We start from the raw sequence: 26,621 nt of genomic DNA on the forward strand, positions 1-26,621 counted from the left end.
GTGATCGATCACGGGGCTGGCACCCGATCGAGCAGCAGGGCCACCAGCTTCTCCCCGTCCAGATCCCGGGCCAGGGCCTGATAGCTGGGGAGCAGGCGGTGACGCAGCACGGCGGGGGCCAGGCGCTCTATGTCTTCAGGCACCACATAATCGCGCCCCTCCAGCCAGGCGCGGGCACGGGCGGCGCGGGCCAGCCCCAGGGTGGCGCGGGGGCTGGCGCCGATGGCAATCAGCCCCTCGGGGTCCTGACGGCTGGCACACACCAGCTGAACGATATAGTGCTCGAGGCGTGGCTGCATCTCCACTGCCAAGAGGGCCTCGCGCCCCGCCTGAACCTCGCTCTGGGTGAGCAGGGGCTGGCTGCCGGTGGGGGACTCCCCCTTGCGATGCAGTTGCAAGATGGCGAGCTCCAGCGCCGGGCTCGGATATTCCACCTTGAGCTTGAAGAGGAAGCGGTCGAGCTGGGCCTCCGGCAGGGGGTAGGTCCCCTCCTGCTCGATGGGGTTCTGGGTCGCCACCACCATGAAGAGGGGGGGCAGCTTCCAGCTCTTCTTGCCGACGGTGATCTGCTGCTCGGCCATGGCCTCGAGCAGGGCCGATTGAACCTTGGCCGGGGCCCGGTTGATCTCGTCGGCCAGGATCAGGTGGTTAAAGAGGGGACCGGGCTGAAAGGCGAAGCTGCCATCCTGGGGGTGGAATACCTCGGAACCGGTGAGATCCGCCGGCAGCAGGTCCGGGGTGAACTGGATGCGGGCAAAACGTCCCTCGACGGCGCCGCCGAGGGCCTTGACCGCCCGGGTCTTGGCCAGCCCCGGCGCCCCCTCGATGAGGACGTGTCCCTCACAGAGCAGGGCAATAATCAGCCCTTCGATCAACTCGGGTTGCCCCAGTACTTGCTCGTTGAGGGCGCTCTTTAACTGTTGGAACTGGGCCTGGGACATGAGGGGAACTCGTTGTTTTTTATCGATGTTGCTCTTTTTATACTCCAGGGGAGGGCGCTTCTCCACCCCGCCGGTGAGCAGCCGGTGCCAGATGGAGAAAATAGTTTCAATCAGCTGTATGAAACTTGTGATTGGATTGTTAAGATGCGAGCCGTGAGGTCAGACCTCTTCCAACAAGGAGCCAGGATGAACAAGCCATTGAAACTGACCACCCGCCAGGGCGAACGGATTGCCGTCGTGGCGGGGTTGCGTACCCCCTTCGCGAAGCAGGCAACCGCCTATCACGGCGTGCCGGCGGTGGATCTCGGCAAGCTGGTGGTGGGCGAGATGCTCGCCCGCATGGAGCTCGATCCCGCCCTCATCGATCAGGTGGTGTTTGGCCAGGTGGTGCAGATGCCCGAAGCCCCCAACATCGCCCGCGAGATCGTGCTCGGCACCGGCATGAGTGTCTCGACCGATGCCTATAGCGTTTCCCGCGCCTGCGCCACCAGCTTCCAGGCGGTGGCCAACGTGACCGAGTCCATCATGGCTGGTACCATCGACATCGGCATCGCCGGCGGGGCCGACTCCTCCTCTGTGCTTCCCATCGGGGTGAGCAAGAGCCTGGCGCGCGCCCTGGTCGATCTCAACAAGGCTCGCAACCTGCAGCAGCGTTTCAATATTCTGCGTCGCCTGCGTCTGAAAGATCTGTTGCCGGTACCGCCCGCGGTGGCCGAGTACTCCACCGGTCTCTCCATGGGCCAGACCGCCGAGCAGATGGCCAAGAGCCACAGCATCAGCCGCGCCGCCCAGGATGAGCTGGCTCACCGCTCCCACACCCTGGCCGCCCAGGCCTGGGCCGAGAGCAAGCTCTCCGGTGAGGTGTTTGCCGCCCACGTCCCCCCCTATCGGGCGGCCCTCGAGCGCGACAACAACATCCGCGAGAGCTCTGATCTGGCGAGCTATGCCAAGCTCAAGCCCGTGTTTGATCGGGTGCATGGATCGGTGACCGCCGCCAACGCCACCCCGCTCACCGATGGCGCCGCCGCCGTCATGCTGATGCGTGAGGGGCGTGCCCGCGAGCTCGGCTTCGAGCCGCTCGGCTATATTCGCAGTTTCGCCTTCTCGGCCATCGATGTCTGGCAGGATATGTTGATGGGCCCCTCCTACGCCACCCCGATCGCTCTGGATCGCGCCGGCATCACCTTGAGCGATCTCACCCTCATCGACATGCACGAGGCGTTTGCCGCCCAGACCCTGGCCAACCTCAAGATGTTTGCGAGCAAAGAGTTTGCCCGTGACAAGCTGGGCCGTGACCAGGCCATCGGTGAGGTGGACATGGACAAGTTCAACGTGCTGGGCGGGTCGCTGGCCTATGGCCACCCCTTCGCCGCCACCGGTGCGCGCATGATCACCCAGACCCTCAACGAGTTGCGTCGCCGCGGTGGCGGGGTCGCCCTCAACACCGCCTGTGCGGCGGGTGGACTGGGTGCCGCCATGGTGCTGGAAGTGGAATAAGGGCAGGAGAACCGAACAGATGGAACAGAACAGCTTTACCCTCGAGATCCGCAAAGACGGCATCGGCCTGCTCACCATGGACGTGCCGGGCGAGACCATGAACACCCTCAAGGCGGCCTTCGTCGACGAAGTGCGCGCCGTGCTGACCCGGATCCGCGAGAACAAGGATCTGATCGGCCTGGTGATCCGCTCCGGCAAGAAGGACTCCTTCATCGCCGGCGCCGACATCGGCATGCTGGCCGCCTGTCAGAGTGCGGCCGACGCCGAGAAGCTGGCCCGCGATGGCCAGACCCTGTTTGCCGAGATCGAGGCGCTGCCCATCCCGGTGATCGCCGCCATCCATGGCCCCTGCCTCGGTGGTGGGCTGGAGCTGGCGCTCGCCTGCCACGGCCGGGTCGCCACCGATCACGGCAAGACGGTGCTGGGTCTGCCCGAGGTACAACTCGGCCTGCTGCCGGGCTCCGGCGGTACCCAGCGTCTGCCGCGCCTCATCGGCGTGGCCAAGGCTCTCGATCTCATCCTCACCGGCAAGCAGGTACGCGGCAAGCAGGCCAAGAAACTCGGCCTGATCGACGATCTGGTGCCCCCGAGCATACTGCTCGAGGCCGCCATCAAGCTGGTCAAGCAGGGTAAGCCGAGGCACGAGCTCAAGCGCGATCTGCAGGGCAAGCTGCTCGAGACCAACAAGCTGGGGCGCAAGGTGTTGTTCGATCAGGCCCGTAAAGGGGTGATGAGCAAAACCCGTGGCAACTATCCGGCACCGGAGCGCATCCTCGAGGTGATCCGCATCGGTGTGGAGGAGGGGATGCAGGCCGGCCTGGCCGCCGAGGCGCGCCACTTCGGCGAGCTGGTGATGACCCCCGAATCGGCGGCCCTGCGCTCCATTTTCTTCGCCACCACAGAGATGAAGAAAGAGGTGAGTTACCAGGGTGCCGAGCCGCGCAAGGTGGGCCATGTGGGGGTGCTGGGCGGCGGCCTGATGGGGGGCGGCATCGCCTACGTCACTGCCACCAAGGCGGGGCGCCCGGTACGGATCAAGGACGTCAGCCAGAGCGGGATCGGCAACGCCCTGCGCTACAGCTATGACCTGCTGGCCAAGAAGCTCAAGCGTCGCCATATCCTGCGCAGCGAGCTGGAGAAGCAGATGAGCATGCTCTCCGGTACCCTGGATTACTCGGGCTTCCACCGGGTCGATCTGGTGATCGAGGCGGTGTTCGAGGATCTCGGCCTCAAGCAGAAGATGGTGGCAGACGTGGAACGCGAGGCCCAGGGCCACGCCATCTTCGCCTCCAACACCTCGTCACTGCCGATCGGCCAGATTGCGGCGCAGGCGGCTCGTCCCGAGCTGGTCGTGGGGCTGCACTACTTCAGCCCGGTGGACAAGATGCCGCTGGCCGAGATCATCCCCCACGCCGGCACCAGCCCAGAGACGGTGGCCACCACGTTGGCCTTCGCCCGTGCCCAGGGCAAGACCCCCATCGTGGTCAAGGATGAGGCGGGCTTCTATGTCAACCGTATCCTCGCCCCCTATATGAACGAGGCGGCGCGCATCCTGCTTGAGGGTGAGCCCATCGAGGTGCTCGACAGCGCCCTGCTCGACGCCGGCTTCCCGGTTGGCCCCATCACACTGCTCGACGAGGTAGGGATCGACGTGGGGGCCAAGATCTCCCCGATCCTCGAAAAAGAGCTCGGTGGAGAGCGCTTCCAGGCGCCGGCGGCGTTTGACAAGCTGCTCCAGGCCGATCGCAAGGGGCGCAAGAACGGCAAGGGCTTCTACCTCTACGGCAAGGCGGCCAAGAAGGGCAAGAAGCAGGTGGACGAGAGCGTCTACGACCTGCTTGGTCTCAAGCCGGTGGCCAAGCTGCCCAAGGCGGAGATCGCCGAGCGCTGCATGCTGATGATGCTCAACGAGGCGGCCATCGCCCTGGACGCCGGAGTGATTGCCTCACCCCGCGACGGGGATATTGGCGCCATCTTCGGCATCGGCTTTCCCCCCTTCCTCGGCGGCCCGTTCCGCTACATGGACAGGGTCGGCATCGACCACCTGGTGGGACGCCTCGAGCACTACCAGAAGCGCTACGGGGATCGTTTCGCCCCGAGCGCGCGCCTTCAGGCGATGGCGGCCGAAGGCCTGCGTTTCTACTGATTTCTCAACTGCCTATTGAGTCGGCGGCCTTCGGGCCGCTTTTTTCGTCTCATCCCTTTGATCCAGCTCAAAATGACATGGTGTTTACTCCTTTGGTGGCATGGCAGGAGAAGGAGGGCTAGGGTCAAATAACGGGGTAATTCTTCAAGGAGTGTCGAACATGAGCGCATTGGAACATACCATCTGGACCGTGCTGGGCTACAGCGTGATGCCCTTCATCTTCCTCAGCGGCTTCGTGGCCGTTGCCGTGGTCAGCTGCTGGCTGCTCAACACCTTCGGGGTGGAGCCCGCCAAGCGCTAAAGGGTGCTATTTGCCGGCGGTGCATCGTCACCGCCGCCGCAATGGAGTACACTGCCCGGCGTATCAACAGACAAGGTGCGCTATGGCCCTCAAGGCAACCGTATTCAAGGCCCATCTCTCCCTCTCCGACATGGACAGGGGCCTCTATCAGGATTTCTCTCTCACCCTGGCCCGTCACCCCTCAGAGACCGACGAGCGGATGATGATCCGTCTCGCCGCCTTTGCCTGGCACGCGGCCGAGCGACTCGAATTTACCAAGGGGCTGTGTGCCGACGACGAGCCCGAGCTCTGGATCAAGAACTACAGCGACGAGATCGAGCTGTGGGTCGAGCTGGGGTTGCCCGACGAGCGCCGCCTCAAGAAGGCGTGCAACCGCTCCCGCGAGGTGATCCTCTATGCCTACGGCGGACGGGGCGTCAGCGTCTGGTGGAAGCAAAACCAGGGCAAGTTGTCCCAGCACGATAACCTGACGGTGATCGAGCTGGCCGACAGCCAGACCCAGGCTCTGGCGGCCCTGGCCGAGCGCACCATGCAGCTCACCTGCACCGTCAGCGAAGGGCAGCTGTGGATGAGCAACGGATCCGCCGAGGTGACACTGGATCCCATCCCCCTGATGAGCCAGCACAGCAACGCCTGATATGTTGTCCGCCCTGCTCGATATCGTGGTGCCCGTGTTTGCCGTGGTGGCGCTGGGCGCCCTCTACGGCAGTCGCCGGCCGGGGGCGGAGCTGGCTTTCGTCAACCGGGCCAATATCGAACTCTTCACCCCGGCACTGGTCTTCTCGGCCCTGGTGAAATATCCCCTGGCCCTGGGTGAACATCTGCCTCTGCTGCTCGCCGGCGCCCTGGTGATCTTGCTGCCCGGGCTCATGCTGGCCCTGTGCCCGATCCGGGGGCTGTCGCGCCCGGCCCGGGTGCTGCCCGCCATGTTTCGCAACACAGGCAACCTCGGCATTCCGCTGATGCTGCTCGCCTTCGGGGAGCGCCAGCTCGGCGCCATCGTCATCCTCTTCGTGCTCTCCAACCTGCTTCACTTCTCGGTGGGGCTGGCTATCCTCGGTGGCCGTGACAAGGGTGCGCGCTGGCTCTGGCTGCGCAGTCCCATGTTGTGGGCGGCGGCGGCGGGGCTGCTGTGCGCCAACCTCGGCGTCACGTTGCCGGCGTTCGTGGTGACCTCGGCTTCCCTGCTTGGACAGATCTCGGTACCCCTGATGCTGTTTGCCCTCGGGATCCGGCTGCTGGACGGGGAGTGGGAGGACTTGGGCATGGCGCTTGGGATAAACCTCCTCTACCTGCTGGCGGGGGCCCTCTCTTTGTGCCTGGTATGGTGGCTGTTGCCCCTCAAGAGCGAGTGGTTGCCACTGCTGCTGGTGACGGTGGCCCTGCCGCCGGCCGTGCTTAACTACATGCTGTGCGAACAATACGACTGTCAGCCACACAAGGTGGCGAGCATCGTATTGGGGGGCAATGCCCTCTCGGTGCTGGTGATTCCGTTGGCCATCTGGGTGGCACTGCATTTGGCCTGACCGCAGGGGCGATCCCCCCTTGCTGCCGGCAGAGAAGTGGTGGGCACTGAGGGGCTGTGTCAGATATGTTGCATCATATGGCGATGGATGGGGCGCAGTTCATCGTGCATGGCGCGGGCCAGCCAGTGCCAGTCGAGCTCCGGCTGGCCATGCTTGAAGCGCTGATAGACTCGCCCGCCCTCGACCAGCAGAAAGAGGGTACAGGACTGGCCCAGCAGGTTGATATAACGCACCATCACCTCGCCCTCCCGTGCCATGACCTGATGGCGCAGTGCGTTGATGTCGTGGGCCCAGCTCTGTCCATCCTGGTTGAACACTTCGAAGCGGAACATGACACGTCTCCTCCGAGAATTAGTCTCATACGATGCCTAACCCGGGAGGAGGGATCACCTGTCAGATATGACAGGTGATGTTGACGGAGGGGAGCCGTCCCGTTTGCAGGGGCTGTGGTGCAGGAGTAGACTCATCGCCGTTTTTTCTTCGAGAGCCACGTTATGGATCTGCTCCTGTTTCTGATTGACTTCATCCTGCACGTCGATGTGCACCTGAAGGAGTTGTTTGACAACTATGGCGTCTGGGTTTACGCCATCCTCTTTCTCATCATCTTCTGCGAGACCGGCCTGGTGGTGACCCCCTTCCTGCCCGGCGACTCCCTGCTCTTCGCCGCCGGCGCCCTGACCGTGGGTAGCGCCCTCGATGTCAACGTGCTGGCCGGGGTGCTGGTGGCCGCCGCCGTACTGGGCAACGTGGTCAACTACACCATTGGTCACTTCTTCGGTGAGCAGCTGTTTCGGCGCCCGGATTCGAAGATCTTCCGTCGCGACTATCTGGACAAGACCCACGCCTTCTACGCCCGTCACGGGGGAAAGACCATCATCATCACCCGTTTCCTGCCGATCGTGCGCACCTTTGCCCCCTTCGTGGCGGGCATGGGGGCCATGACCTATCCGCGTTTCCTCGCCTTTAACCTGGTGGGGGGATTGCTGTGGGTGGCGAGCTTCGTCTACGCCGGCCACTTCTTTGGCAACCTGCCGGTGGTGCGCCACAACTTCACCCTGCTCATCTTCGGCATCATCGGCATCTCCTTGTTGCCCATGGTGATGGGGGCGGTGCGGGCCAGAGCCGCGGCGCGGACCTGAACAAGAAAAACGCGCCCTTTGGCGCGTTTTTGCTATCTCAAGGCTCAGGCGGCGTAGCGAGCCAGTGTGAGTCCTTCCGTGTCGATGGGGGGGCGCTCCCCACTTATCCAGTCACAGAGCAGTTGTGCCGATCCCGCCGCCATGGTCCAGCCCAGGGTGCCGTGGCCTGTGTTGAGCCACAGTCCCGGAATGGGGCTCGGGCCCACCAGGGGCGTGCCATCCGGGGTCATGGGGCGCAGCCCGGTCCAGAATTCGGCGCGGGCGAGATCGCCCCCCTGCGGAAAGAGATCGCCCACCACCATGGCGAGGGTCTCCCGTCGTCTCGGGTTAAGCCGCAGATCGAAACCCGCCAGCTCGGCCATACCGCCGACCCGAATACGCTGGTCGAAACGGGTGAGCGCCACCTTGTAGGTCTCGTCGAGCACAGTGCTCCGGGGGGCTCCGCCGGCATCCGTGATAGGCAGGGTGAGGGAGTAGCCCTTGACCGGGTAGACGGGCAAGTCGAGATCGTACTGGCGCAAGAAGCCGGTGCTGTAGCTGCCAAAGGCGCACACCACGGCGTCGGCACGCCAGCGCTGCTCGCCGGCGCGAACCCCGACCACCTTGCCGGCGATTTGGATCAGGCTGTCGACGGCGCAATCGAAGACGAAGGTGACGCCGAGTCTTTGCGCCTCCCCGGCCAGGGCGCGGGTGAAACGCAGGCAGTCACCGGTCTCGTCGCCGGGCAGGCGCAAGCCCCCCTTGATAACGCCGCGCACCCGGGCCAGCGCCGGCTCGGCGGTCTCGCAGCCGGTGGCGTCGAGCGCCTCGAACGGCACGCCAGCGGCGGCGAGTACCTCCATGTCCCGCTTGCTCGCCTCGATCTGGGCGCGGCTTCGAAACAGTTGCAGGGTGCCGAGTTGGCGCCCTTCGTAGTCGATGCCGGTCTCATGGCGCAGACGGATCATGCAGTCGCGGCTGAACTCGGCCAGGCGCACCATGCGCCCCTTGTTGCGGGCGTAGGAGGCCTCGTTGCAATTGGCCAGCATCTTGAGCATCCAGCGCAGCTGGAAAGGGTCCGAGGTGGGGCGGATGGCCAGCGGCGCGTGGCGCTCGAGCATCCACTTGGCGGCCTTGAAGGGGATGCCGGGGGCCGCCCAGGGGGCCGCATAGCCGGGGGAGATCTGTCCTGCATTGGCGTGACTGGTCTCCATTGCCACTTCGCTGCGTCGCTCGAGCAGGGTCACCCTGTGGCCTGCCTTTGCCAGATACCAGGCCGTACTGACACCGATCACGCCTCCTCCCAGCACCACAATATCCATCTCGTTCACCCTCCCTTGGTTGAGGGCTCCACAATAGATATCGGCAACAGGATATTCAACTGAATTGTATGGGTTTGGTGAGTAACTCTGAGTTTGATTGTTTCTATGGTGTTTCCGCTTGAAGGCTAGCGAGCGGGAAGCGTTATCGTTGCCTGGGCGTGCCGCTCCCGGATCAGGGCGAAGAGCCCTTGTAATGGGCCCTGATGGCGCTCTGCAACCCGCACCGCACCATACATGTGGCGCCTAATCCCATCACCGAGGGGGCGGGCCAGCAGCAGCCCCTGGCGCACGAATTCGCTGCTGGCCCAGTCGGGCAGGGCGGCAAGGCCGAGTCCGGCCGCCGCCATCTGCAACATCACAGAGGTGTTGTCGACCACCTTGCAGCGGCCCGGCTCGACCCCTGCGGGGAGCAAGAAGCGGCCGAAGATGTCCATCCGGGCGCGCTCTACCGGATAGGTGAGCAGCACCTCGCCGGCGAGATCGGTCGGTGCAATCCACTCCTTGCTCGCCAACGGATGATCCGGCGCCATCACCAGGGTGAGGGAGAAGTCAAACAGGGGCTCGAAGTGGAGATCGCCCCGGGTCTGCACATCCGAGGTGAGCAAGAGATCGAGCCGTCCGCCGAGCAGGGCGGCCACCGCATCGAAGCCGGGCAGTGACTCCACTTCCAGCTCGACGCCGCCCCAGCGCTGGCGAAAGGCGGGCAGCAGGGGCAGCAGCCAATGGATGCAGCTGTGGCAGTCCAGGGCCAGGTGCAGGCGACCCTGTTGACCGCTTTGCAGGGCAGCGAGCTGTTTTTCGGCCTGCCCTATCTGGGGCAGGACGCTGCGGGCCAGGCCAAGCACCAGCTCGCCGGCCGGGGTGAAGGCAAGTGGCCGGCTCTTTCGCAGGTAGAGCTCGAGGCCCAGGCGGCCCTCCAGCTCCTTGAGCTGGTGAGAGAGGGCTGACTGGGTCAGGTTCAATGCGGCGGCGGCGGCGGCGAGGGAGCCCTGCTCGGCCAGGGCGGCCACCGTCCTTAAGTGTTTAATCTCCATCCTTGCTCCTGCTTGAGAGATCCTTGAGAGCCACTTGAAGAGTATTCAATAGTCAGGCTCACCTTATCTCGTCATTCTGGATGTGTAAACATCTGGACGGCTAAATTGGTCGAATCCAGCCATATTCGGATCAACGATGAGAGAGAAGGCGATGACTCAAGCACACACCCTGGGATTCCCCCGCATCGGCGCCAAGCGCGAACTGAAATTTGCCCTCGAGGCCTACTGGCGCGGCGAGATCCCGCAGGCCGAACTGCTGGCGGTGGGCAAGAGCCTGCGTGAGCGCCACTGGCAGGCCCAGCGTCAGGCTGGCGTGAGCCTGCTGCCGGTGGGCGACTTCGCCTGGTACGATCAGGTGCTCGGCACCAGCCTGCTGGTGGATGCGGTGCCGGCGCGCCACCGGGACGGCGAGACCACCCTCGATACCCTGTTCCGGGTCGCCCGGGGCCGAGCCCCCACCGGTCAGCCCGCAGCTGCGGCCGAGATGACCAAGTGGTTCAACACCAACTATCACTACCTGGTGCCCGAATTTCATCAGGATCAGCGCTTTCGCCTCGGCTGGTCCCAACTGTTTGACGAGGTCGAGGAGGCCAAGGCATTGGGCCTTCCCATCAAGGCGGTTCTGCTCGGCCCCGTCACCTACCTCTGGCTCGGCAAGGAGAAAGAGAGCGGCTTCTCCCGTCTCGAGCTGCTCGACCGGCTGCTTGTCGTCTATCAGGAGATCCTGGGGAGGCTCTCGTCCCTGGGAGTGGAGTGGGTACAGGTTGACGAGCCGGCCCTGACCCTGGATCTGCCCGAGGAGTGGCGACTGGCTTACCTCAAGGCCTATGAGCGCCTGGCCGGTCCCTGCAAGCTATTGCTGACCACCTACTTTGGCTCGGTGGCGCACCAGCGCGATCTCATCACCAGCCTGAAGGTCGACGGTCTGCACCTGGATCTGGTGGCGGCCCCCGAGCAGGCCGAGAGCCTCATCCCCAAGCTGCCTGCCCACTGGGTTGTCTCGGCCGGGGTCATCAACGGCCGCAACGTGTGGCGGGCCAACCTGCTGGCAGTGGGTGAGCGCCTCAAGGGGCTCAAGGCGCGCCTCGGCGAGCGCCTGTGGGTCGGCTCCTCCTGCTCCCTGCTGCACAGTCCGGTGGATCTCACCCTGGAGCATGAGCTGGCCCCCCAGGTGAAAAGCTGGTTCGCCTTTGCCCAGCAGAAGTGCTACGAGCTGGGGCTGCTGGCCGATTACCTCGATGGTGGCGAGCCGTCGCGGGTGGCCGCCTACAGCCAGCCCATCATCGATAGGGCCGGCGATGGCAAGGTGCACAAGAGCGCCGTGCAGTCGCGTCTGGCGGCCCTGACCGAGCAGGCATTCCACCGCACCGGCGCCTACCCGGTGCGCGCCCGGCGTCAGCGGGAGATCTTGCGTCTGCCCCTGCTGCCCACCACCACCATCGGCTCCTTCCCGCAGACCGGCGAAATCCGTGCCCTGCGCCAGGAGTGGCGTGCCGGTCGTGTCGACGACGCCACCTACCAGGCGGGGATCTGCGCCCAGATCAAGGATGCCATCCTGCGCCAGGAGACGATCGGGCTGGATGTGCTGGTACACGGGGAGGCCGAACGTAACGACATGGTCGAGTACTTCGGTGAACTGCTGGACGGCTTTGCCATCACCCGTTTCGGCTGGGTGCAGAGCTACGGCTCGCGCTGCGTCAAGCCGCCGGTGATCACCGGGGATATCGACCGTCCGACCCCCATGACGCTGGAGTGGGCCCGCTTTGCCCAGAGCCTGACCGACAAGCCGGTCAAGGGGATGTTGACCGGGCCCGTGACCATCCTCTGCTGGTCCTTCCCCCGCGAAGACGTGAGCCGCGAGCAGTCTGCCCTGCAGATCGCCCTGGCCATTCGCGACGAGGTGGCGGATCTGGAAGCGGCCGGTATCAAGATCATCCAGATCGACGAGCCTGCCATTCGCGAGGGGCTGCCCCTGCGCGCCGGGGATCACCAGGCCTATCTCGACTGGGCGGTGCGCAGTTTCCGCCTGAGCGCCAGCCCGGTGGCGGACAGCACCCAGATCCACACCCACATGTGCTATAGCGACTTCAACCTCATCATCGAGGCGGTGGCGGCGCTCGATGCAGATGTCATCACCATCGAGACCAGCCGCAGCCAGATGCAGCTGCTGGAGGCGTTCGAGCGCTTCAACTACCCCAACGAAATTGGGCCGGGTGTCTATGACATTCACTCGCCCAACGTGCCGAGTCAGGAGTGGATTGAGGGTCTGCTGCGCAAGGCGGCTCGCAAGATCCCGGTCGAGCGGCTCTGGGTCAATCCGGACTGTGGCCTCAAGACCCGGGGTTGGGAGGAGACGCAGGCGGCATTGAAGGTGATGGTGGCTGCGACACGGGCGCTGCGTCAGGAGCTGGCACGGCGACCCGAGAAGGTCTGATCCTGACGGTCGAGAGAAGGGGAGGCATTGCCTCCCCTTCTCTATGGTCACCATTGGGGCACTTGCCTTTACAGGGACGCCGGGCTCGCCCATCATGGTGATTTTGTGCTGTGGAGCCAAACCATGTTCCTGTTTGACGTGACGGACGAGCAGGGTGCCCACGCCCGGATCCGGGTACAGGCACTCGACTGGGTTCAAAGTGGTCCTGTCACCCTGGAGTGCAACGACGACACCCTGGCCCTGACGCTGCTCAGCGGTTGCCGCTGTGATGCGGTGGGGTATTTCAATTTGCTGGCCGGCAGCAAGCCATTGCATGTGGAGCAGTGGCTGGAGTATCTGCGTGAGCAGGGCAAGTTGGCTTCCCTCAAGAGTCGCCCACTCACTCCCGATACTCCCCACTATTTGCAGGAGGCGGGCCTGGATGACGAGGAGTGCACCAGTTTGCTCAATAACCTCTACAAGGTGGCCGGTTTTAACCGCTTGCAGCTCAATCGTTATCTCAAGCACAGGAGTAACCCCGCCATGCTTGCCACCCGTTACGATCAGGGGGAGCTGGAGCGTTATCGCCTGCTCAACGAGGTGATCCGTGGCTTGCTCAGGCTAAAAGGGAAAGGAAAAACGTCTGGAAACGAATGACACCCTGAACGGGGCTTGTTAGAGTCCATAAATTAAAGTGATAAAAATATCATCCACATCCATTAAATGGTAATAAATGTGAGTGAAAACACTTTCATGCCCCGGTAAAGTGGGCAATATGGATCTGTAATAGCTACAAAGGGGTACATTGGATGTTGTTAGAGCCTGTTAACACGGCAAAGGCCAGACAGTTACTGAATCAGACCATGGCACTGGTCCTTGCTGGGGGGAGGGGAAGCCGCCTCAAGCAGTTGACCGACAATCGCGCCAAGCCGGCGGTTCACTTCGGCGGCAAGTTCCGCATCATCGATTTTGTGCTCTCCAACTGTGTCAACTCGGGGATCCGCCGCATCGGCGTGGTGACCCAATACAAGTCCCACAGCCTGCTGCGACACCTTCAGTCCGGCTGGTCCTTTCTGCGCTATCAGATGAACGAGTTTATCGATCTGCTGCCGGCCCAGCAGCGGGTGGATGAGGTGCACTGGTATCGGGGCACGGCCGATGCCGTCTATCAGAATCTGGACATCATTCGCGACCATGGGCCCAAGTACATAGTGGTGCTGGCCGGGGATCACGTCTACAAGATGGACTACGCCAGCATGCTGCTCGATCATGTGCGCCTCGGCGCCAAGGTGACCGTGGCCTGCATCGAGGTGCCCAGGGAGGAGGCCTCCGCCTTTGGGGTGATGGCGGTGGACGAGTCGCGCAAGATCAGCGCCTTCGTGGAGAAGCCCACCAACCCGCCGCCCATGCCGGGCAAGCCCGATACGGCCCTTGCCTCCATGGGGATCTACATCTTCGAGGCCGAGTTCCTCTATCAGCTGCTCGAAGAGGACATTCGTGACGAGAGCTCCCACCACGACTTTGGCATGAACGTGATCCCCCGGGTGGTCGGTGAAGGGGTCGCCTATGCCCACCCCTTCAGCATGTCTTGCGTCGGCTGCTGCCCGGACAAGCGCCCCTACTGGCGTGATGTGGGGACGGTGGAGTCGTTCTGGGAGGCCAACATGGATCTCGCCTCCGTGGTGCCCGAGCTGGATGTGTACGATCAAAACTGGCCCATCTGGACCAGCCAGCTGATGACTCCGCCGGCCAAGTTTGTACAGGATCGTAACGGTCAGCACGGGATGACCATCAACTCCCTGTTTGCCGGTGGCACCATAGTGAGCGGCTCCTTCGTGATGAGCTCTGTGCTCTTTACCAATGTGCGCGTCCACTCCTTCTGTACTCTGGATCAGGCGGTGATCTTCCCCGGTGTCGAGGTGGGGGCCGGTTGTCGCCTGCGTCGGGTGGTCGTCGACAAGGGGTGCAAGCTGCCCGAGGGGCTGGTGGTTGGCGAGAATGCCGACGAGGATGCTCGCCGTTTCTACCGCTCCGAGCAGGGCATAGTGCTGGTGACCCGGGACATGCTGGAGCGCCTCGGTGAGGAGCAGCCCACCCTGGAGCCGGAGCTGAGCGTGCAGTGATGACGCCATCAACAGAGAGGGGGAGCCTTGGCTCCCCCTTCTTTTTGTGCCTGTTCCCTAGAGCAGGCTGAACGGGATCTCGAGTCGGCCCGGCAGCACGTTGAGCCCGCTCACGTGATCCTTGGCCAGGGCCTCCTTCTCGTGGCGCTCGTTGAGGCGATAGACGGGCGTCTGCTCGAGGAACTGGCTCAAGGAGAGGCTGATCATGGGGAGCAGCGGGGTGAGGGCGGCGCCCACATCGGCCGGCTCAGTGGTGATGGATCTCAACTCCAGATCCTGAAGGTAGATGGCCCCCTGTGCGGGTTGGTAGTCGGGACGTGCCCGCAGGGAGAGGCGCACCGACATGGCCTGGCGTCCGGCCGGCGTGGTGATGGTGAGATCCCCCATGCCGTCGAGATCGATCTTGTCCGGGGCGCTGCGCCCGATGTGGCTCTTGAGATCCCCAAGGCGGATCTGCGCCGACATGATGCCCGGGATCCCCAGGCTCTTTTCGAAACCGGCCTTGCTGGCCAGGTAGTCGTTGATCTGCTGCTCGCTGATGCTGGTCGTGGTGAGCGAGGCACAAGCTCCCAGCAACAGGGCGAGGGTGGGGGCCAGGAGGCGGCGTGAGAGTGAGGGCATGGGAACTCCGCTAACCGTGATGTTGGCGCGATCTTAGCGGCTCTGTCACCCCTTGCCTAGGGTGTCGTCGTTTGCCGATGGCGGGGTTTGCTCCCGCTGGGCCTGGCAGAAGGTGATGAAACGCTGCATGGCGCGCGACAGGTACTTCTGGCGGTGCCACACCAGCTTGAGGCGGCGGGGAAAGCGCCTCGAGACAGAGAGCCTGACCAGTCGTCCGCTCTGCAGGCGATCCCGGGCTGCCAGCTCGGAGATAAACGAGAGCCCGAGCCCACGCTCCACCGAGAGCATGACCGCCTCCAGGGTATTGAGCTCAAGCCCCTGAACCGGGCGAACCAGATGGGGGCGGATCTGTTGATCAAAGCGCTCCCGGCTCCCCGAGTGGCTCTCTCTCAATACCCAGCGCTCGTCACTCAGCTCGGCGAGCTCAAGCTCCTGTCGGCCAGCCAAGGGGTGATCCGGCGGGGCTATGATCACCATCTCATCCTCCAGCCAGGGTTCGGTGACCAGCTCATCGTGCACACACTCCCCCTCGATGAGGGCCAGATCCAGCTCGAAGTTGGCCAGCTGTTGGCAGAGGTTGTGGGTATTGGTGATCACCACCTCGAGCCGTCCCGTCTCACTGTGCAGGGGGGCGAGCAGGTTCGGCAGCAGATAGTTGCCGATAGTTTGGCTCGCCCCGAGGCGCAGCAGGCCCGCCTCGGCCCCATCCTGACCAAAGAGCCCCTCAATGTCGTGCAGACGAGCCAGCAGATCCTCGGCCAGGGGATGCAGCAGGCGCCCCTCGCTGTTGAGCTGCAACCTGGGATGGACCCGATCAAACAGGGGAGTACCGAGCTGGCGTTCAAGCTCTTGCAGGGCCTGGGAGATGGCGCCGCGACTGAGAAAGAGCGCCTCGGCGGCGGCTCCCAGGTTGCCGTGACGGGCCACGGCGCAGAAGCTGCGCAGCTGTCTGAGGGTGATATTCATTTAGTTTTTCTAAAAGATATGTTTAAGCCATTTAGATATCGTAAACACCAGACGGGGTTTATGCTAGCACCATTCCAAGATCCTCCGCGGATCTGCTCGATTGAAGAGGTGTTGCAGATGATAGCGCGTACCCGTAAAAAACTGGCCGCCGCCCCGACTCCCATGGCCGGGTTGGCTCTGGGCATCGCCAGCCTGGGCTGGAGTTGTGAGAATATAGGGGGGCTCCAGGGGTGGGCCCAGTTGGGAGGTGCCGCCATCGGTGCCGTGCTGCTGCTCATCCTCACGGTCAAGTTTATCCTTCATCCCCGTCTGCTCAGGCAGGATCTGGCTCACCCCGTGGTGGGCAGTGTTGCCCCCACCTACGCCATGGCGACCATGGTGGTCTCCAAGGCGCTCGAGCCTTATGCGCCCGGGTTGGGGGAGGGACTGTGGCTCTTCGCCGTGGTGCTGCACCTGCTGTTTTTGGCCACGTTCTGCTGGCATCGTGCCCGTGAGTTTGAGCTTCACCACATGGTGCCGAGCTGGTTTGTCCCCCCGGTCGGCATCATAGTGGCGGCGGTGGCTTGCCCGGATGGTCGCATGCTGCCCCTGGCCCAGGCCCTGCAGGGCTTTGGTATGGCCTGTTATGCGGTCATGTTGCCCCTGATGCTCTATCGTCTCATCTTCAGCCATGAGGTGCCCGACGCCGCCAAGCCGACCATCGCCATTCTGGCGGCCCCGGCCAGCCTCTCCCTGGCCGGTTACCTGACCGTCTATGATGCGCCGTCCCCGGTGCTGGTCGCCCTGCTCTTTGGTATCGCGGTGCTGATGACCGGCATCATCTGGCTGGCCTTCTTTCGCCTGCTGCGCCTGCCCTTCAGCCCGGGGTACGCCGCCTTTACCTTCCCCATGGTGATCGGCGCCACCGCCTTGTTCAAGCTGGCCAAGCTGATGGGAAGCCAGGGGGTGGCCGAGGCCTATGTGACCCAGGTGCACTCCCTGGCCGTTATCGAGCTGGTGGTGGCCTTCGTCATCGTGAGCTATGTGGCCCTGCGCTATCTCTTCTTCTTCAAACCCTATCGTGTGCTGCGTACCCATTCCTGACGATAGCGACCTCCTTTTAACCCGGCCTGGCCGGGTTTTTTTATTCCCGAGCATAAAAAAACCGGCCATTTGGCCGGTTTGGTGTCAGGCGCGAGCGGCCTGGGTATGGCGAGCGCCTCGCCGCTTAAGCTGATAGCCGACGGCCAGTACCACCAGCCAGGCAGGGATCAGCTCGACCGAGATGCGGGTACCGTCGGTCAGGTACATGATGATCAGGATGCCGGCCATAAAGGCGAGGCAGAGGTAGTTACCCAGCGGGTACCAGAGGGCCTGGAAGCGGGTGGTGACGCCCTCGGCGGCCTTCTGCTTGCGAAACTTCAGGTGAGCCAGGCTGATCATGGCCCAGTTGATCACCAGTGCCGAGACCACCAGTGCCATCAGCAGACCAAAGGCCTGACCCGGCATCAGGTAGTTGATGAGCACACACAACAGGGTGGCTGCGGCCGAGACACTGATGGCCACCAGCGGGACGCCGCTCCTGTTGGTCTTGAGCAGGGCCCTGGGGCCATTCCCCTGGCGGGCCAGGCCAAAGAGCATGCGGCTGTTGCAGTAGACGCAGCTGTTATAGACGGAGAGGGCGGCGGTCAGTACCACCAGGTTGAGCACGTTGGCCACCAGGTTGCTGTCGAGGGCGTGGAAGATCATCACGAACGGGCTGCCCCCTTCGCTCACCTTGCCCCAGGGGTAGAGGGAGAGCAGCACGGTCAGGGCGCCGATGTAGAAGATGAGGATGCGATAGATCACCTGGTTGGTGGCCTTGGGAATGCTCTTCTCCGGGTTGTCGGCCTCGGCGGCAGTGATCCCGACCAGCTCCAGACCGCCAAACGAGAACATGATGAAGGCCATGGCCATCACCAGACCGCTGACGCCGTTGGGGAAGAAGCCACCCTGATCCCACAGATTGCGCACCGAGGCGTCCGGCCCGCCACTACCGGAGAGCAGCATCCAGCCACCGAAGCCGATCATGCCGAGGATGGCGACCACCTTGATGATGGCAAACCAGAACTCCATCTCGCCAAACGCCTTGACGTTGGTGAGGTTGATGGCGTTGATAAGCACGAAGAAGAAGGCGGCCGACATCCAGGTCGGGATCTCGGGCCACCAGTACTGCACATAGATGCCGACGGCGGTCAACTCGGCCATGCTTACCAGCACATAGAGCACCCAGTAGTTCCAGCCGGAGGCAAACCCGGCGAAATCCCCCCAGTATTTGTAGGCAAAGTGGCTAAAGGAGCCGGCAACCGGCTCTTCCACCACCATCTCGCCGAGCTGGCGCATGATGAGAAAGGCGATAAAGCCGCCGATGGCATAGCCCAGCAGCACGGCCGGCCCTGCCATCTTGATGGTGTCGGCGATGCCGAGAAAGAGGCCGGTGCCGATGGCCCCGCCCAGCGCGATCAGCTGGATATGGCGGTTTTTCAGGCCGCGCTTGAGCTCTGGGCCCTGTGGTTGAAGATCCATACTCTGTCCTTACATCTGTGTACGTCGTTGGCTTGCCACTTGTTCCGAAAGGGTGACGAAATCCGTATTTATTTCGTTACGCTGCGCCGTGTGGCAATTTTTATGATGGGTGGTGCAGTCTGGAGAATAATGATATGCAGCCGGTTTTGCATCCATTTTTGCTATGAAATGGTGTTTTTTTGGGTGCCAGGTGGTGGGTTGTGATGGAAAAACAGGCGGGTCGGAGTGGTTTGTGTGAGTTATGAACAGTTGGCTTTGGCGGGCTTGACAGGGTCGGGGAGTGCGTCACCCCCCGTGTGTCAGAAGAGTTGACGACGCAGCCCCGTGGTCTCGAGGATCTTGGCGCTGATCTCTTCGACCGAGTGGGAAGTGGTGTCGAGGTAGTGAATCGCCTCCTGGCGAAACAGCCGCTCGACCCGGGAGAGCTCTTGCCGGCATTGATCCAGCGAGGCATAGCGGCTGTTGGCCCGACGCTGGTTGCGGATCTCATGGAGCCGCTCGGGGTCGATGGTCAGACCGAAGAGCTTGTGGCGATTGGCCTTGAGGGCGGTGGGCAGCTCGAGCATCCCCATGTCCTGCTCGATAAAGGGGTAGTTGGCGGCCCGGATCCCGAATTGCAGGGCCAGGTAGAGGCTGGTGGGAGTCTTGCCGCAGCGAGAGACTCCGATGAGGATGATGTCGGCCTCGTCATACTCCCGGGTGGAGATGCCATCGTCGTTGGCCAGGGCGAAGTTGACCGCTTCGATGCGATCGTCGTAGTGCTTGCGGTTCTCCACCCCGTGGGTGCGATGGACTCTGGGCTGGGCCTTGATCCCGAGCTCGCTCTCCAAAGGGGCGACAAAGGTGTTGAGAAAGTCGTGGGCGTTGGCGTTGGCACGCAGCACCTCTTCGCGCACCTCGGGGTCGACGATGGTGTGAAACAGCAAGGGGCGCACACCGGAGTGCACGAAGCAGTCGTCGATCCGCTGGCGCACCTGGCGGGCCTTCTCCCGGGTCTCGACGAAGGGGATGGTCACCTGCTCGAAGGGGAGGGGAAACTGGCTCAAAACGGCATGGCCGAAGACTTCGGCCGTGATGGCGGTGCCGTCGGAAACGTAGAAGACGGTGCGCAAGGTGAGGCTCCTTTCTATGAGAGACGAATAAAGTTTCGTGGGATACCAAAGCAAATTGTCAACCGCTCTGCCACGTTCAACTTGTGATGCCGGCTGCAAACCGGTAGCGTTAATTTCATGTGCGCCATTGTAAAATAGTGTTGCGCCAGCACCATCCCCTCGTCACGGGGATTTTTTTGAAACGGGCAAGAAAACGTTTTCTTGTGGTGGTTGGCAGCAATAACAACTCACAGGGCGGGAAGTTCCTCTTCGCCCTCCAACGTGGAGACATGCAAGTGCAACAGTACGTACTCTGGTACGAGCAGCTCGGTATGCAGGACGTGGACCGGGTCGGCGGCAAGAACGCATCTCTTGGGGAGATGATCAGCAACCTCTCGGAGGCGGGTGTCTCGGTGCCCGGGGGCTTTGCCACCACGGCGTTTGCGTTTAACCAGTTTCTCGAGGAGAGCGGTCTGAACCACAGGATCCATGAGCTGCTCGACAGCCTGGATGTGGACGATGTGGCCGCCCTGGCCAGGGCCGGGCAGCAGATCCGCGACTGGGTGGTGGCTGCGCCGCTGCAGCCGGCCCTGGAGCAGGCGATCCGCGAAGCCTACCTCAAGCTGGCGGCGGGAGAGGCCTCTTTTGCGGTGCGCTCTTCGGCCACTGCCGAGGATATGCCCGATGCCTCGTTCGCCGGTCAGCAGGAGACCTTCCTCAACGTGCGCGGTATCGATGCGGTGCTCACCGCCATCAAGCATGTCTTCGCGTCACTGTTTAACGACAGGGCCATCTCCTACCGGGTGCATCAGGGCTATGACCACAAGGGGGTCGCCCTCTCGGCCGGGGTGCAGCGCATGGTGCGCTCGGATCTCTCCTCCTCCGGCGTCATGTTTACCCTGGATACCGAGTCCGGTTTCCAGGACGTGGTCTTTATCACCGGCTCCTATGGCCTGGGCGAGATGGTGGTGCAGGGCGCCGTCAACCCTGATGAGTTTTACGTCCACAAGCCGACCCTCAAGGGGGGGCGTCCCGCCGTGGTGCGCAAGACCCTGGGCTCCAAGCTTATCAAGATGACCTATTCTGCCGACGAGGGGCACGGTCGTCAGGTGCAGACCCTCGACACCGATGAGCAGGAGCGCGGCCGCTTCTGCATCAGTGACGAAGAGGTGATGGAGTTGGCCCGCCAGGCCCTCATCATCGAGCGCCACTACGGTCGTCCCATGGACATCGAGTGGGCCAAGGATGGGGTGGATGGCCGGCTTTACATCGTGCAGGCGCGTCCCGAGACGGTGCGCAGCCGCCAGGAGGCCAACACCCTGGAGCGTTTCGCCCTCAAACAGTCGGGCAGTGTCATCGCCGAAGGGCGTGCCATCGGTCACAAGATAGGCCGTGGTCCGGCCAAGGTGGTGAGCTCTATTCGCGACATGGATCAGGTCAAACCCGGGGACGTGCTGGTCACCGACATGACCGATCCGGACTGGGAGCCCATCATGAAGCGGGCCTCGGCCATCGTCACCAACCGGGGTGGGCGTACCTGCCACGCCGCCATCATCGCCCGTGAGCTCGGCATCCCTGCCGTGGTCGGGTGTGGTGATGCCACCTCCCGCATTCAGGATGGCCAGCGGGTGACCGTCTCTTGCGCCGAAGGGGATACCGGCTTCATCTACGAGGGAGAGCTCGACTTCGAGGTGGCGGTGACCCAGGTGGGCAACATGCCGCGACTGCCGGTCAAGATCATGATGAACGTGGGCAACCCTGACAGGGCCTTCGACTTTGCCCAGTTGCCCCATGCGGGGGTAGGGCTGGCGCGTCTGGAGTTCATCATCAACCGGATGATAGGGGTACATCCCAAGGCGCTGCTCGAGTTTGATACCCTGAGCCCCGAGCTGCAGGGGACCATACGCCCCATGATGGCCGGCTACGAGAGCCCGCGCGAGTTCTACGTGGCCAAGCTGGCCGAGGGGATTGCCACCCTGGCCGCCGCCTTCTGGCCGGAGCGGGTCATAGTGCGGATGTCGGATTTCAAGTCCAACGAATACGCCAACCTGGTGGGGGGGCGCGAGTATGAACCCCACGAGGAGAACCCCATGATCGGTTTCCGCGGGGCGTCGCGCTACATCGATGAGAGCTTCCGTCCCTGTTTCGCCCTCGAGTGCGAGGCCATCAAGCGGGTACGCGATGTGATGGGGTTGACCAACGTCGAGGTGATGATCCCCTTCGTGCGCACCGTGGGCGAGATAGTGAGGGTCAACGAGATCCTGGCCGAGAACGGTCTGCGCCGGGGTGAGCGGGGTCTCAAGGTGATCATGATGTGCGAGATCCCGAGCAATGCCCTGCTGGCGGATCAGTTCCTTCAGCACGTGGATGGCTTCTCCATCGGCTCGAACGACATGACCCAGCTCACCCTGGGGCTGGATCGGGATTCGGGGATCATCGCCGAGCTGTTCGACGAGCGTAACGATGCTGTCAAGGCGCTGCTCTCCATGGCGATCCAGGCGGCCCGACGCAGCGGAAAATACGTGGGGATCTGCGGTCAGGGTCCCTCTGATCACGCCGACTTCGCCGCCTGGCTGCTCGAGGAGGGGATAGATTCGCTCTCTCTCAACCCCGACACCGTCGTCAACACCTGGCTCTATCTGGCCGAGAATCATCCGGCCTGATGAGCATCATCACCTGATAAAGAGGGCCCCGCAGTGCGGGGCCCTCTCTGTTACGGGGGTCGAGTCAGAAGCCGCTGACGTTGAGGCGACCATGACTGCTCACCTTGCCATCACAGGCGGCGGTCCAGGTGGCACTACCGAGCAGGGCCGCCTTCACCTCGAGATGAGTGGCCCCCGGATGAAGTGCCTTGTAGAGGGCGGCGGCGCCACTCACGTGGGGAGTGGCCATGGAAGTGCCACTGTAACTGGCATATCCGGACACCACCTGGCGCTTGGCGCTTTTGGGCACGGTGGAGACGATGCTTGAGCCCGGTGCGCAGATGTCGATGGTGGTGGCGCCGAAGTTGGAAAACGAGCTCATGGCGCCGGTGTTGGTGATGGAGGCGACGGCAATCAGGTTGTCGTTCGGATATTCTGCCGGGTAGCAGCTTGAGCCGCTGTCGCAGTCCACCGTGCTGTTGCCGGCGGCGGCAATAAAGAGGATGCCGGCACTATTGGCCCGCTCGATGGCGTCCTGTAGCCCCTTGGAGTAGCCACCGCCCCCCCAGCTGTTGCTGGTGGCGATGAGGTTGAGATTGTGGCGCATCTTGAGATCGGTGAAATAATCGACCGCCTTGATGGCATTGGCCGTGGTACCACCGCGTTTGCCGAGGAACTTGGCGTTCATCAGGTGCACGTTCCAGCACACCCCGGCGACGCCCTTGCCATTGCCTCCGACGCCCCCGATGGTGCCGGCCACGTGGGTGCCATGATCGTCGCTGGTGCCATCGAAGACGCTGTTGTTGTTGCCGTCGAAGTCCCAGCCATAGACGTCGTCCACATAGCCGTTACCATCGTCATCGATGCGATTGCCGGCGACTTCACCGGGGTTGGTGTAGGCATTGGCGGCGAGATCCTCGTGGGTGTACATGTATCCCTCGTCGATGATCCCGACCACTACATCACCACAGTCATGCTTGCCTGCATTCCATGCCTCGCCGGCGCGACTGCCCCAGGGATTGGCCGGAGAGGTAGCTGGCCCGTACATGCCCCACAGATTGCCTCCCTTGTAGTAGGTATCGTTTGAGGCATCATTGTGCTGATAAATCCAGTTGGGCTCGACAAACTCGACCCCGGGATCGGCGGCGAGCCGGGTCAGGGTGCTTTGCAGGCTCTGCCCCGAACCGATACGTATCCGTTGCAGCTCGCCCTGACCAAGAGAGGCGGCGCGCACCGTCTCCAGGCGACTGGCTCCCATCCCCTTGAGCAGGCTCATCTTGCGGTTGTTTGAGGTGCCGGTCTGATATTGCACCAACAGTTCGTCGGCCACATGGGGCACACCGGCCTTGAGTCCGGCCAGCACCCGTGGCTCGGGGGCGGCCTGGGCGGCTGCACTGGTGATCGCCAGTAGCAGTGCCAAAGAAAGTGAAGGGTTCATCTGCTCTCCTCCCTGAAAGAAGACAAAGTGCATCGCAGCGGACATCAATATCCGCTGCGATGCGCCTGACTAGAAGTATAGAAGGGAGCACAGAGATGGGCGGCGAAGCCGCCCCGGCATTACGCCTTCTTCAGGTAGGCGGCAACCAGCACGATCTGGATGCCGTTGACCTTGCCCTCGATGTGCAGGGGGTTGTGGGTGAGGTGGATGTTCTTGACCAGGGTGCCGCGCTTGGCGGTGAAGCCGGCGCCCTTGACGTCGAGATCCTTGATCAGGGTGACCGAGTCGCCCTCCTGCAGGCGAGTGCCGTTGGAGTCGACGGTCGGCACCTGATCCTCGTCGGCCTCGTGCTGGCCGGCTTCGGCCCAGGCGCGGGTCTCGTCGTCCAGATAGAGCATGTCGAGGTTGTCACGTGCCCACACCTCGCCGCGCTCGGCCAGGGTCTTAAGTTGGCGCCAGGCCATCACCTGCACCGCCGGTACCTGGCTCCACATGGAGTCTCCCAGGCAGCGCCAGTGGTTCACCTCCAGGGTATCGGGGGCACTGATCTGACCCTCACAGGTGGCACACAGCACCAGGCTGTGATCCGCATCCTGGGCCGGGGAGTGGGGAATGGCGTACTGGTTCAGTCCTTCCTGGGCACAACACAGCTCGCACTGTCCGTTGGCGCGCTCAAGCAGAGTGGATTCGATGGTCATGGTGATGCTCCCCGTGGTGGCGCCGGCTGACCGGCGCTGTGTCGATGAAAGGGGGCGGATCTTAGCAGAAACCGCCCCCTCTTGGCAGGGAAATCTGTCATATGCCAACAATGGCCTGCCCTAGAGGATGAAACGCTCCACCATGGCCTTGAGTTCGCCGCTCTGATGATGGATGTGGCGGGCGCCGTCCCGGGCCGCATTGGCCACACTCAGGGCCTCGTTGCTGCCGTCCGAGATGCGCACCACGTTGCGCTCCAGCTCACCGACCACGGCGCCTTGCTCCTCGATGGCGCTGGCGATGACGGTGTTGCTCTCCACCATCTGGTCCACCTTGCCGGTAATGGCCAAGAAGGCTTGCTGTACCTCACGGGTGAGGGCCACGCCGCTGCCGGCCTGATCGCTGACCGACGTCATGGTCTCGACAGAGGCGCGGGCCCCCTGTTGCAACTGCTCGATCATCTGCTGGATCTCCACGGTCGAGGCCTGGGTGCGGTTAGCCAGGGAGCGCACCTCGTCGGCCACCACCGCAAAGCCTCGCCCCTGCTCCCCGGCCCGGGCCGCCTCGATGGCGGCGTTAAGAGCCAGCAGGTTGGTCTGATCGGCGATGCCGCGGATCACCCCGATCACGCTGCCTATCTGTTCGCAGCGGTTGTCGAGCTCGTTGATGGTGGCCGCAGCCTGACCCACCTCCTTGTCGATCTGCTCGATGCTCACCATGGTGCGCCCCAGCATCTTCTCACCCTGGCCCACCACCTGCTGGGTCTCTTCGGTCATGCGGGCCGCCTGCTGGGCGTTGTTGGCCATCTCGCAGGAGGTGGCCGCCAGCTCCTTGATGGCGGTGGCCACCTGGTGGGTCTCACCCTGCTGGGCGGCGATCACCTGCTGGGAGTGGCGGGTCTGCTCCTCGATGGCATTGGCGCTCTGCTCCACCGCCAGGCCGCTCTCGCGCACCTGGGCCATCAGGGCACGCAGGGTCTCCAGGGTGACGTTATAGTCGCGGCTGATGGCCGCCAGCTCGTCGCTGCCCACCACGGGGATCTGCTGGCTGAGATCCTGGGCGTTGACCCGGGCCGCCACCCCGCGTACCCGGCCGACCGTCTCGCGCAGGGAGAGGTAGGCGCCGGTCATCAGATAGAGATAGAGCAGCAGCACCAGCACCAGGGGGGCGACGGTCCACCAGAAGAGGCGCTGGTTGGCCGCCAGGCGCTGGGTCAGATCCTCTGCCAGCCGCTCGCGCACCGCCTGCTCCAGTGCCGCTATCTGCTGGTCGAGGCCATCCCCGATGGCGAGCACCTCAGGGGCGGTGAGCTGGATTAGTTGATCTTTCATCATCTTGCTCTCGAAGGTATCGAGGGCCGTGTGCACCTGACCGAGCAGGGCATCGGTCTGGGCACCCAGTGCATCCCGGTAGGCAGGCTGCATCTGATAGAGCAGGGCGAGATCCTCTTCGAGCTCGCGAGTGGTGGCCTGGATCAGATCGAGTCGAAAGCGCAGGCTGCCATAGCCTTCGGCCTGGAACAGGCCAAAGTCGGCGATGGCGCCACCTCGATCGCGTACCTGTCCCAGCAGATCGCGCAGCTGGGGCAGGCGATCGGTACTCAAGATCACCATGTAGTAGGTGCCAAGAGACGGATCCTGGGTAAGGCTGCCTGCTGCGGCCACGCCCTTGTAGAGGCGACGCAGATCGGCCAACAGACGATCGTGGCGCAGGTCGCTTTGCAGCGGCTCTATGTTGGCCAGGCTCTCCTTGAGCGCTTGCCACCCTTTTTGCAGGGAGGAGAAGGCGCCGTTGCCCGGCTCCCCAAAACGGGCCAGCCCCTCGTCCACGGCGCGGGCCGAGGCGCTGAGCGCATCGCCGCTCACCGGAGGCTTGTCATAGAAGCGCTGGCTATTGAGATTGCGATGGGTGAGCAGGGCCGACTCTATGTCGGGCAGGGGGGCGAGTCGTGCCACCGCCGAGAGCTCGGTGCGGGCCAGCTCGCTCTCGGCCTGCAGCCGGCCGAGCAGATTGATCATGCCGTAGGCGAGCGGCAGCAGCATCAGACAAGACCAGAGCAGGAACTTGTATTTGAAGGAGAGCCGGTTACCCAGTCGGATGGCCGGTGTAAAAATCCATTTCATGACGACTCCTCGTGCCTGCTTGGGCAGGCTTCTCATTTTAGTGAGGATAGTACTCCCAGGTGAGGGCTCTGTTGCACTC

Annotated in this window: 22 protein-coding genes; 11 read left to right on the top strand and 11 right to left on the bottom strand. The window is 63.2% G+C overall.

What is annotated here, in order from left to right; genetic code table 11:
• Positions 1-8: 8 nt before the first annotated feature.
• A complete protein-coding gene (locus AB5Y48_RS20420) occupies positions 9-941 on the bottom strand; it encodes a MoxR family ATPase (RefSeq protein WP_050666773.1) in 933 nt (310 codons plus the stop codon).
• A gap of 186 nt (positions 942-1,127) precedes the next feature.
• Here AB5Y48_RS20420 and fadI point away from each other — a divergent pair, with 186 nt between their 5' ends.
• The 5 genes from fadI to AB5Y48_RS20445 all read left to right on the top strand — a co-directional run bounded on the left by fadI (position 1,128) and on the right by AB5Y48_RS20445 (position 6,411).
• Positions 1,128-2,438: an acetyl-CoA C-acyltransferase FadI gene (gene fadI / locus AB5Y48_RS20425; RefSeq protein ID WP_368165582.1), complete on the top strand. Its 1,311-nt coding sequence runs from the start codon at positions 1,128-1,130 to the stop codon at positions 2,436-2,438.
• Between the two features lie 19 nt (positions 2,439-2,457).
• Positions 2,458-4,584, top strand: coding sequence for a fatty acid oxidation complex subunit alpha FadJ (gene fadJ, locus AB5Y48_RS20430; RefSeq protein ID WP_224163304.1), 2,127 nt, complete (start codon positions 2,458-2,460; stop codon positions 4,582-4,584).
• Between the two features lie 160 nt (positions 4,585-4,744).
• A complete protein-coding gene (locus tag AB5Y48_RS20435) occupies positions 4,745-4,885 on the top strand; it encodes a TIGR02808 family protein (protein ID WP_082177998.1) in 141 nt (46 codons plus the stop codon).
• 82 nt (positions 4,886-4,967) lie between these two features.
• Positions 4,968-5,522, top strand: coding sequence for a YaeQ family protein (locus AB5Y48_RS20440; RefSeq protein ID WP_136613427.1), 555 nt, complete (start codon positions 4,968-4,970; stop codon positions 5,520-5,522).
• Between the two features lies 1 nt (position 5,523).
• Positions 5,524-6,411, top strand: coding sequence for an AEC family transporter (locus AB5Y48_RS20445; RefSeq protein ID WP_136613428.1), 888 nt, complete (start codon positions 5,524-5,526; stop codon positions 6,409-6,411).
• A gap of 59 nt (positions 6,412-6,470) precedes the next feature.
• Here the strand turns inward: AB5Y48_RS20445 and AB5Y48_RS20450 are convergent, their stop codons facing one another.
• Positions 6,471-6,743 (bottom strand): hypothetical protein, encoded by a 273-nt coding sequence (locus AB5Y48_RS20450; protein ID WP_050666768.1) that lies wholly within the window; start codon positions 6,741-6,743, stop codon positions 6,471-6,473.
• A gap of 162 nt (positions 6,744-6,905) precedes the next feature.
• Between AB5Y48_RS20450 and AB5Y48_RS20455 the strand changes: the two genes are divergently transcribed.
• Positions 6,906-7,550, top strand: a complete 645-nt coding sequence (locus AB5Y48_RS20455; RefSeq protein WP_050666767.1) for a DedA family protein — start codon at positions 6,906-6,908, stop codon at positions 7,548-7,550.
• Positions 7,551-7,594: 44 nt separating this feature from the next.
• Here the strand turns inward: AB5Y48_RS20455 and AB5Y48_RS20460 are convergent, their stop codons facing one another.
• Positions 7,595-8,890: a D-amino acid dehydrogenase gene (locus AB5Y48_RS20460; RefSeq protein ID WP_368165593.1), complete on the bottom strand. Its 1,296-nt coding sequence runs from the start codon at positions 8,888-8,890 to the stop codon at positions 7,595-7,597.
• A gap of 86 nt (positions 8,891-8,976) precedes the next feature.
• Complete coding sequence (locus AB5Y48_RS20465; RefSeq protein WP_050666765.1) at positions 8,977-9,885, bottom strand: LysR substrate-binding domain-containing protein; 909 nt, start codon at positions 9,883-9,885, stop codon at positions 8,977-8,979.
• 151 nt (positions 9,886-10,036) lie between these two features.
• Between AB5Y48_RS20465 and metE the strand changes: the two genes are divergently transcribed.
• The 3 genes from metE (at position 10,037) to glgC (ending at position 14,421) form a co-directional block, all read left to right on the top strand.
• Positions 10,037-12,319, top strand: coding sequence for a 5-methyltetrahydropteroyltriglutamate--homocysteine S-methyltransferase (gene metE / locus AB5Y48_RS20470; protein WP_224161267.1), 2,283 nt, complete (start codon positions 10,037-10,039; stop codon positions 12,317-12,319).
• A gap of 123 nt (positions 12,320-12,442) precedes the next feature.
• Positions 12,443-12,955 (top strand): hypothetical protein, encoded by a 513-nt coding sequence (locus AB5Y48_RS20475; protein ID WP_050666763.1) that lies wholly within the window; start codon positions 12,443-12,445, stop codon positions 12,953-12,955.
• A gap of 152 nt (positions 12,956-13,107) precedes the next feature.
• Positions 13,108-14,421: a glucose-1-phosphate adenylyltransferase gene (glgC, locus tag AB5Y48_RS20480; RefSeq protein WP_136613432.1), complete on the top strand. Its 1,314-nt coding sequence runs from the start codon at positions 13,108-13,110 to the stop codon at positions 14,419-14,421.
• A 57-nt stretch (positions 14,422-14,478) separates the two neighbouring features.
• Here glgC and AB5Y48_RS20485 read toward each other — a convergent pair whose 3' ends face one another.
• Together AB5Y48_RS20485 and AB5Y48_RS20490 are read right to left on the bottom strand one after the other, a co-directional pair.
• Positions 14,479-15,042, bottom strand: coding sequence for a lipoprotein (locus AB5Y48_RS20485; RefSeq protein ID WP_136613433.1), 564 nt, complete (start codon positions 15,040-15,042; stop codon positions 14,479-14,481).
• Between the two features lie 45 nt (positions 15,043-15,087).
• Entirely contained in the window at positions 15,088-16,008 is a 921-nt protein-coding gene (locus AB5Y48_RS20490) for a LysR substrate-binding domain-containing protein (protein WP_050666760.1), read from the bottom strand.
• Positions 16,009-16,125: 117 nt separating this feature from the next.
• On the opposite strand from AB5Y48_RS20490, the gene AB5Y48_RS20495 reads away from it, so the two are divergent.
• Positions 16,126-17,091 carry a TDT family transporter gene (locus AB5Y48_RS20495; protein ID WP_224163300.1) on the top strand — a complete coding sequence of 322 codons (966 nt, stop codon included), beginning with the start codon at positions 16,126-16,128 and terminating at the stop codon, positions 17,089-17,091.
• Positions 17,092-17,175: 84 nt separating this feature from the next.
• On the opposite strand, the gene AB5Y48_RS20500 is transcribed toward AB5Y48_RS20495, so the two are convergent.
• Positions 17,176-18,552, bottom strand: coding sequence for an amino acid permease (locus AB5Y48_RS20500; protein ID WP_368165583.1), 1,377 nt, complete (start codon positions 18,550-18,552; stop codon positions 17,176-17,178).
• A gap of 299 nt (positions 18,553-18,851) precedes the next feature.
• Entirely contained in the window at positions 18,852-19,664 is an 813-nt protein-coding gene (locus AB5Y48_RS20505; protein WP_136613437.1) for a pyruvate, water dikinase regulatory protein, read from the bottom strand.
• A gap of 269 nt (positions 19,665-19,933) precedes the next feature.
• On the opposite strand from AB5Y48_RS20505, the gene ppsA reads away from it, so the two are divergent.
• Positions 19,934-22,306 (top strand): phosphoenolpyruvate synthase, encoded by a 2,373-nt coding sequence (gene ppsA / locus AB5Y48_RS20510; protein ID WP_368165584.1) that lies wholly within the window; start codon positions 19,934-19,936, stop codon positions 22,304-22,306.
• A 64-nt stretch (positions 22,307-22,370) separates the two neighbouring features.
• Here ppsA and AB5Y48_RS20515 read toward each other — a convergent pair whose 3' ends face one another.
• From AB5Y48_RS20515 to AB5Y48_RS20525, 3 genes are all read right to left on the bottom strand, one after another.
• Positions 22,371-23,723 carry a S8 family peptidase gene (locus AB5Y48_RS20515; RefSeq protein ID WP_368165585.1) on the bottom strand — a complete coding sequence of 451 codons (1,353 nt, stop codon included), beginning with the start codon at positions 23,721-23,723 and terminating at the stop codon, positions 22,371-22,373.
• A gap of 119 nt (positions 23,724-23,842) precedes the next feature.
• A complete protein-coding gene (locus AB5Y48_RS20520) occupies positions 23,843-24,421 on the bottom strand; it encodes an alkylphosphonate utilization protein (RefSeq protein WP_050666755.1) in 579 nt (192 codons plus the stop codon).
• 120 nt (positions 24,422-24,541) lie between these two features.
• Positions 24,542-26,542 (bottom strand): methyl-accepting chemotaxis protein, encoded by a 2,001-nt coding sequence (locus AB5Y48_RS20525; protein WP_368165586.1) that lies wholly within the window; start codon positions 26,540-26,542, stop codon positions 24,542-24,544.
• Between the last annotated feature and the right edge of the window lie 79 nt (positions 26,543-26,621).

This window comes from Aeromonas sp. R6-2, from assembly GCF_040908155.1.
In the GTDB taxonomy this organism is placed as follows: Bacteria; Pseudomonadota; Gammaproteobacteria; order Enterobacterales; family Aeromonadaceae; genus Aeromonas; species Aeromonas schubertii.

What these genes read in the sequence shown, in the direction of transcription:
- AB5Y48_RS20420 (WP_050666773.1), bottom strand. Translation starts at nt 941, where the DNA reads ATGTCCCAGGCCCAGTTCCAACAGTTAAAGAGCGCCCTCAACGAGCAA.
- fadI (WP_368165582.1), top strand. Translation starts at nt 1,128, where the DNA reads ATGAACAAGCCATTGAAACTGACCACCCGCCAGGGCGAACGGATTGCC.
- fadJ (WP_224163304.1), top strand. Translation starts at nt 2,458, where the DNA reads ATGGAACAGAACAGCTTTACCCTCGAGATCCGCAAAGACGGCATCGGC.
- AB5Y48_RS20435 (WP_082177998.1), top strand. Translation starts at nt 4,745, where the DNA reads ATGAGCGCATTGGAACATACCATCTGGACCGTGCTGGGCTACAGCGTG.
- AB5Y48_RS20440 (WP_136613427.1), top strand. Translation starts at nt 4,968, where the DNA reads ATGGCCCTCAAGGCAACCGTATTCAAGGCCCATCTCTCCCTCTCCGAC.
- AB5Y48_RS20445 (WP_136613428.1), top strand. Translation starts at nt 5,524, where the DNA reads ATGTTGTCCGCCCTGCTCGATATCGTGGTGCCCGTGTTTGCCGTGGTG.
- AB5Y48_RS20450 (WP_050666768.1), bottom strand. Translation starts at nt 6,743, where the DNA reads ATGTTCCGCTTCGAAGTGTTCAACCAGGATGGACAGAGCTGGGCCCAC.
- AB5Y48_RS20455 (WP_050666767.1), top strand. Translation starts at nt 6,906, where the DNA reads ATGGATCTGCTCCTGTTTCTGATTGACTTCATCCTGCACGTCGATGTG.
- AB5Y48_RS20465 (WP_050666765.1), bottom strand. Translation starts at nt 9,885, where the DNA reads ATGGAGATTAAACACTTAAGGACGGTGGCCGCCCTGGCCGAGCAGGGC.
- metE (WP_224161267.1), top strand. Translation starts at nt 10,037, where the DNA reads ATGACTCAAGCACACACCCTGGGATTCCCCCGCATCGGCGCCAAGCGC.
- AB5Y48_RS20475 (WP_050666763.1), top strand. Translation starts at nt 12,443, where the DNA reads ATGTTCCTGTTTGACGTGACGGACGAGCAGGGTGCCCACGCCCGGATC.
- glgC (WP_136613432.1), top strand. Translation starts at nt 13,108, where the DNA reads ATGTTGTTAGAGCCTGTTAACACGGCAAAGGCCAGACAGTTACTGAAT.
- AB5Y48_RS20485 (WP_136613433.1), bottom strand. Translation starts at nt 15,042, where the DNA reads ATGCCCTCACTCTCACGCCGCCTCCTGGCCCCCACCCTCGCCCTGTTG.
- AB5Y48_RS20490 (WP_050666760.1), bottom strand. Translation starts at nt 16,008, where the DNA reads ATGAATATCACCCTCAGACAGCTGCGCAGCTTCTGCGCCGTGGCCCGT.
- AB5Y48_RS20495 (WP_224163300.1), top strand. Translation starts at nt 16,126, where the DNA reads ATGATAGCGCGTACCCGTAAAAAACTGGCCGCCGCCCCGACTCCCATG.
- AB5Y48_RS20500 (WP_368165583.1), bottom strand. Translation starts at nt 18,552, where the DNA reads ATGGATCTTCAACCACAGGGCCCAGAGCTCAAGCGCGGCCTGAAAAAC.
- ppsA (WP_368165584.1), top strand. Translation starts at nt 19,934, where the DNA reads ATGCAAGTGCAACAGTACGTACTCTGGTACGAGCAGCTCGGTATGCAG.
- AB5Y48_RS20515 (WP_368165585.1), bottom strand. Translation starts at nt 23,723, where the DNA reads ATGAACCCTTCACTTTCTTTGGCACTGCTACTGGCGATCACCAGTGCA.
- AB5Y48_RS20520 (WP_050666755.1), bottom strand. Translation starts at nt 24,421, where the DNA reads ATGACCATCGAATCCACTCTGCTTGAGCGCGCCAACGGACAGTGCGAG.
- AB5Y48_RS20525 (WP_368165586.1), bottom strand. Translation starts at nt 26,542, where the DNA reads ATGAAATGGATTTTTACACCGGCCATCCGACTGGGTAACCGGCTCTCC.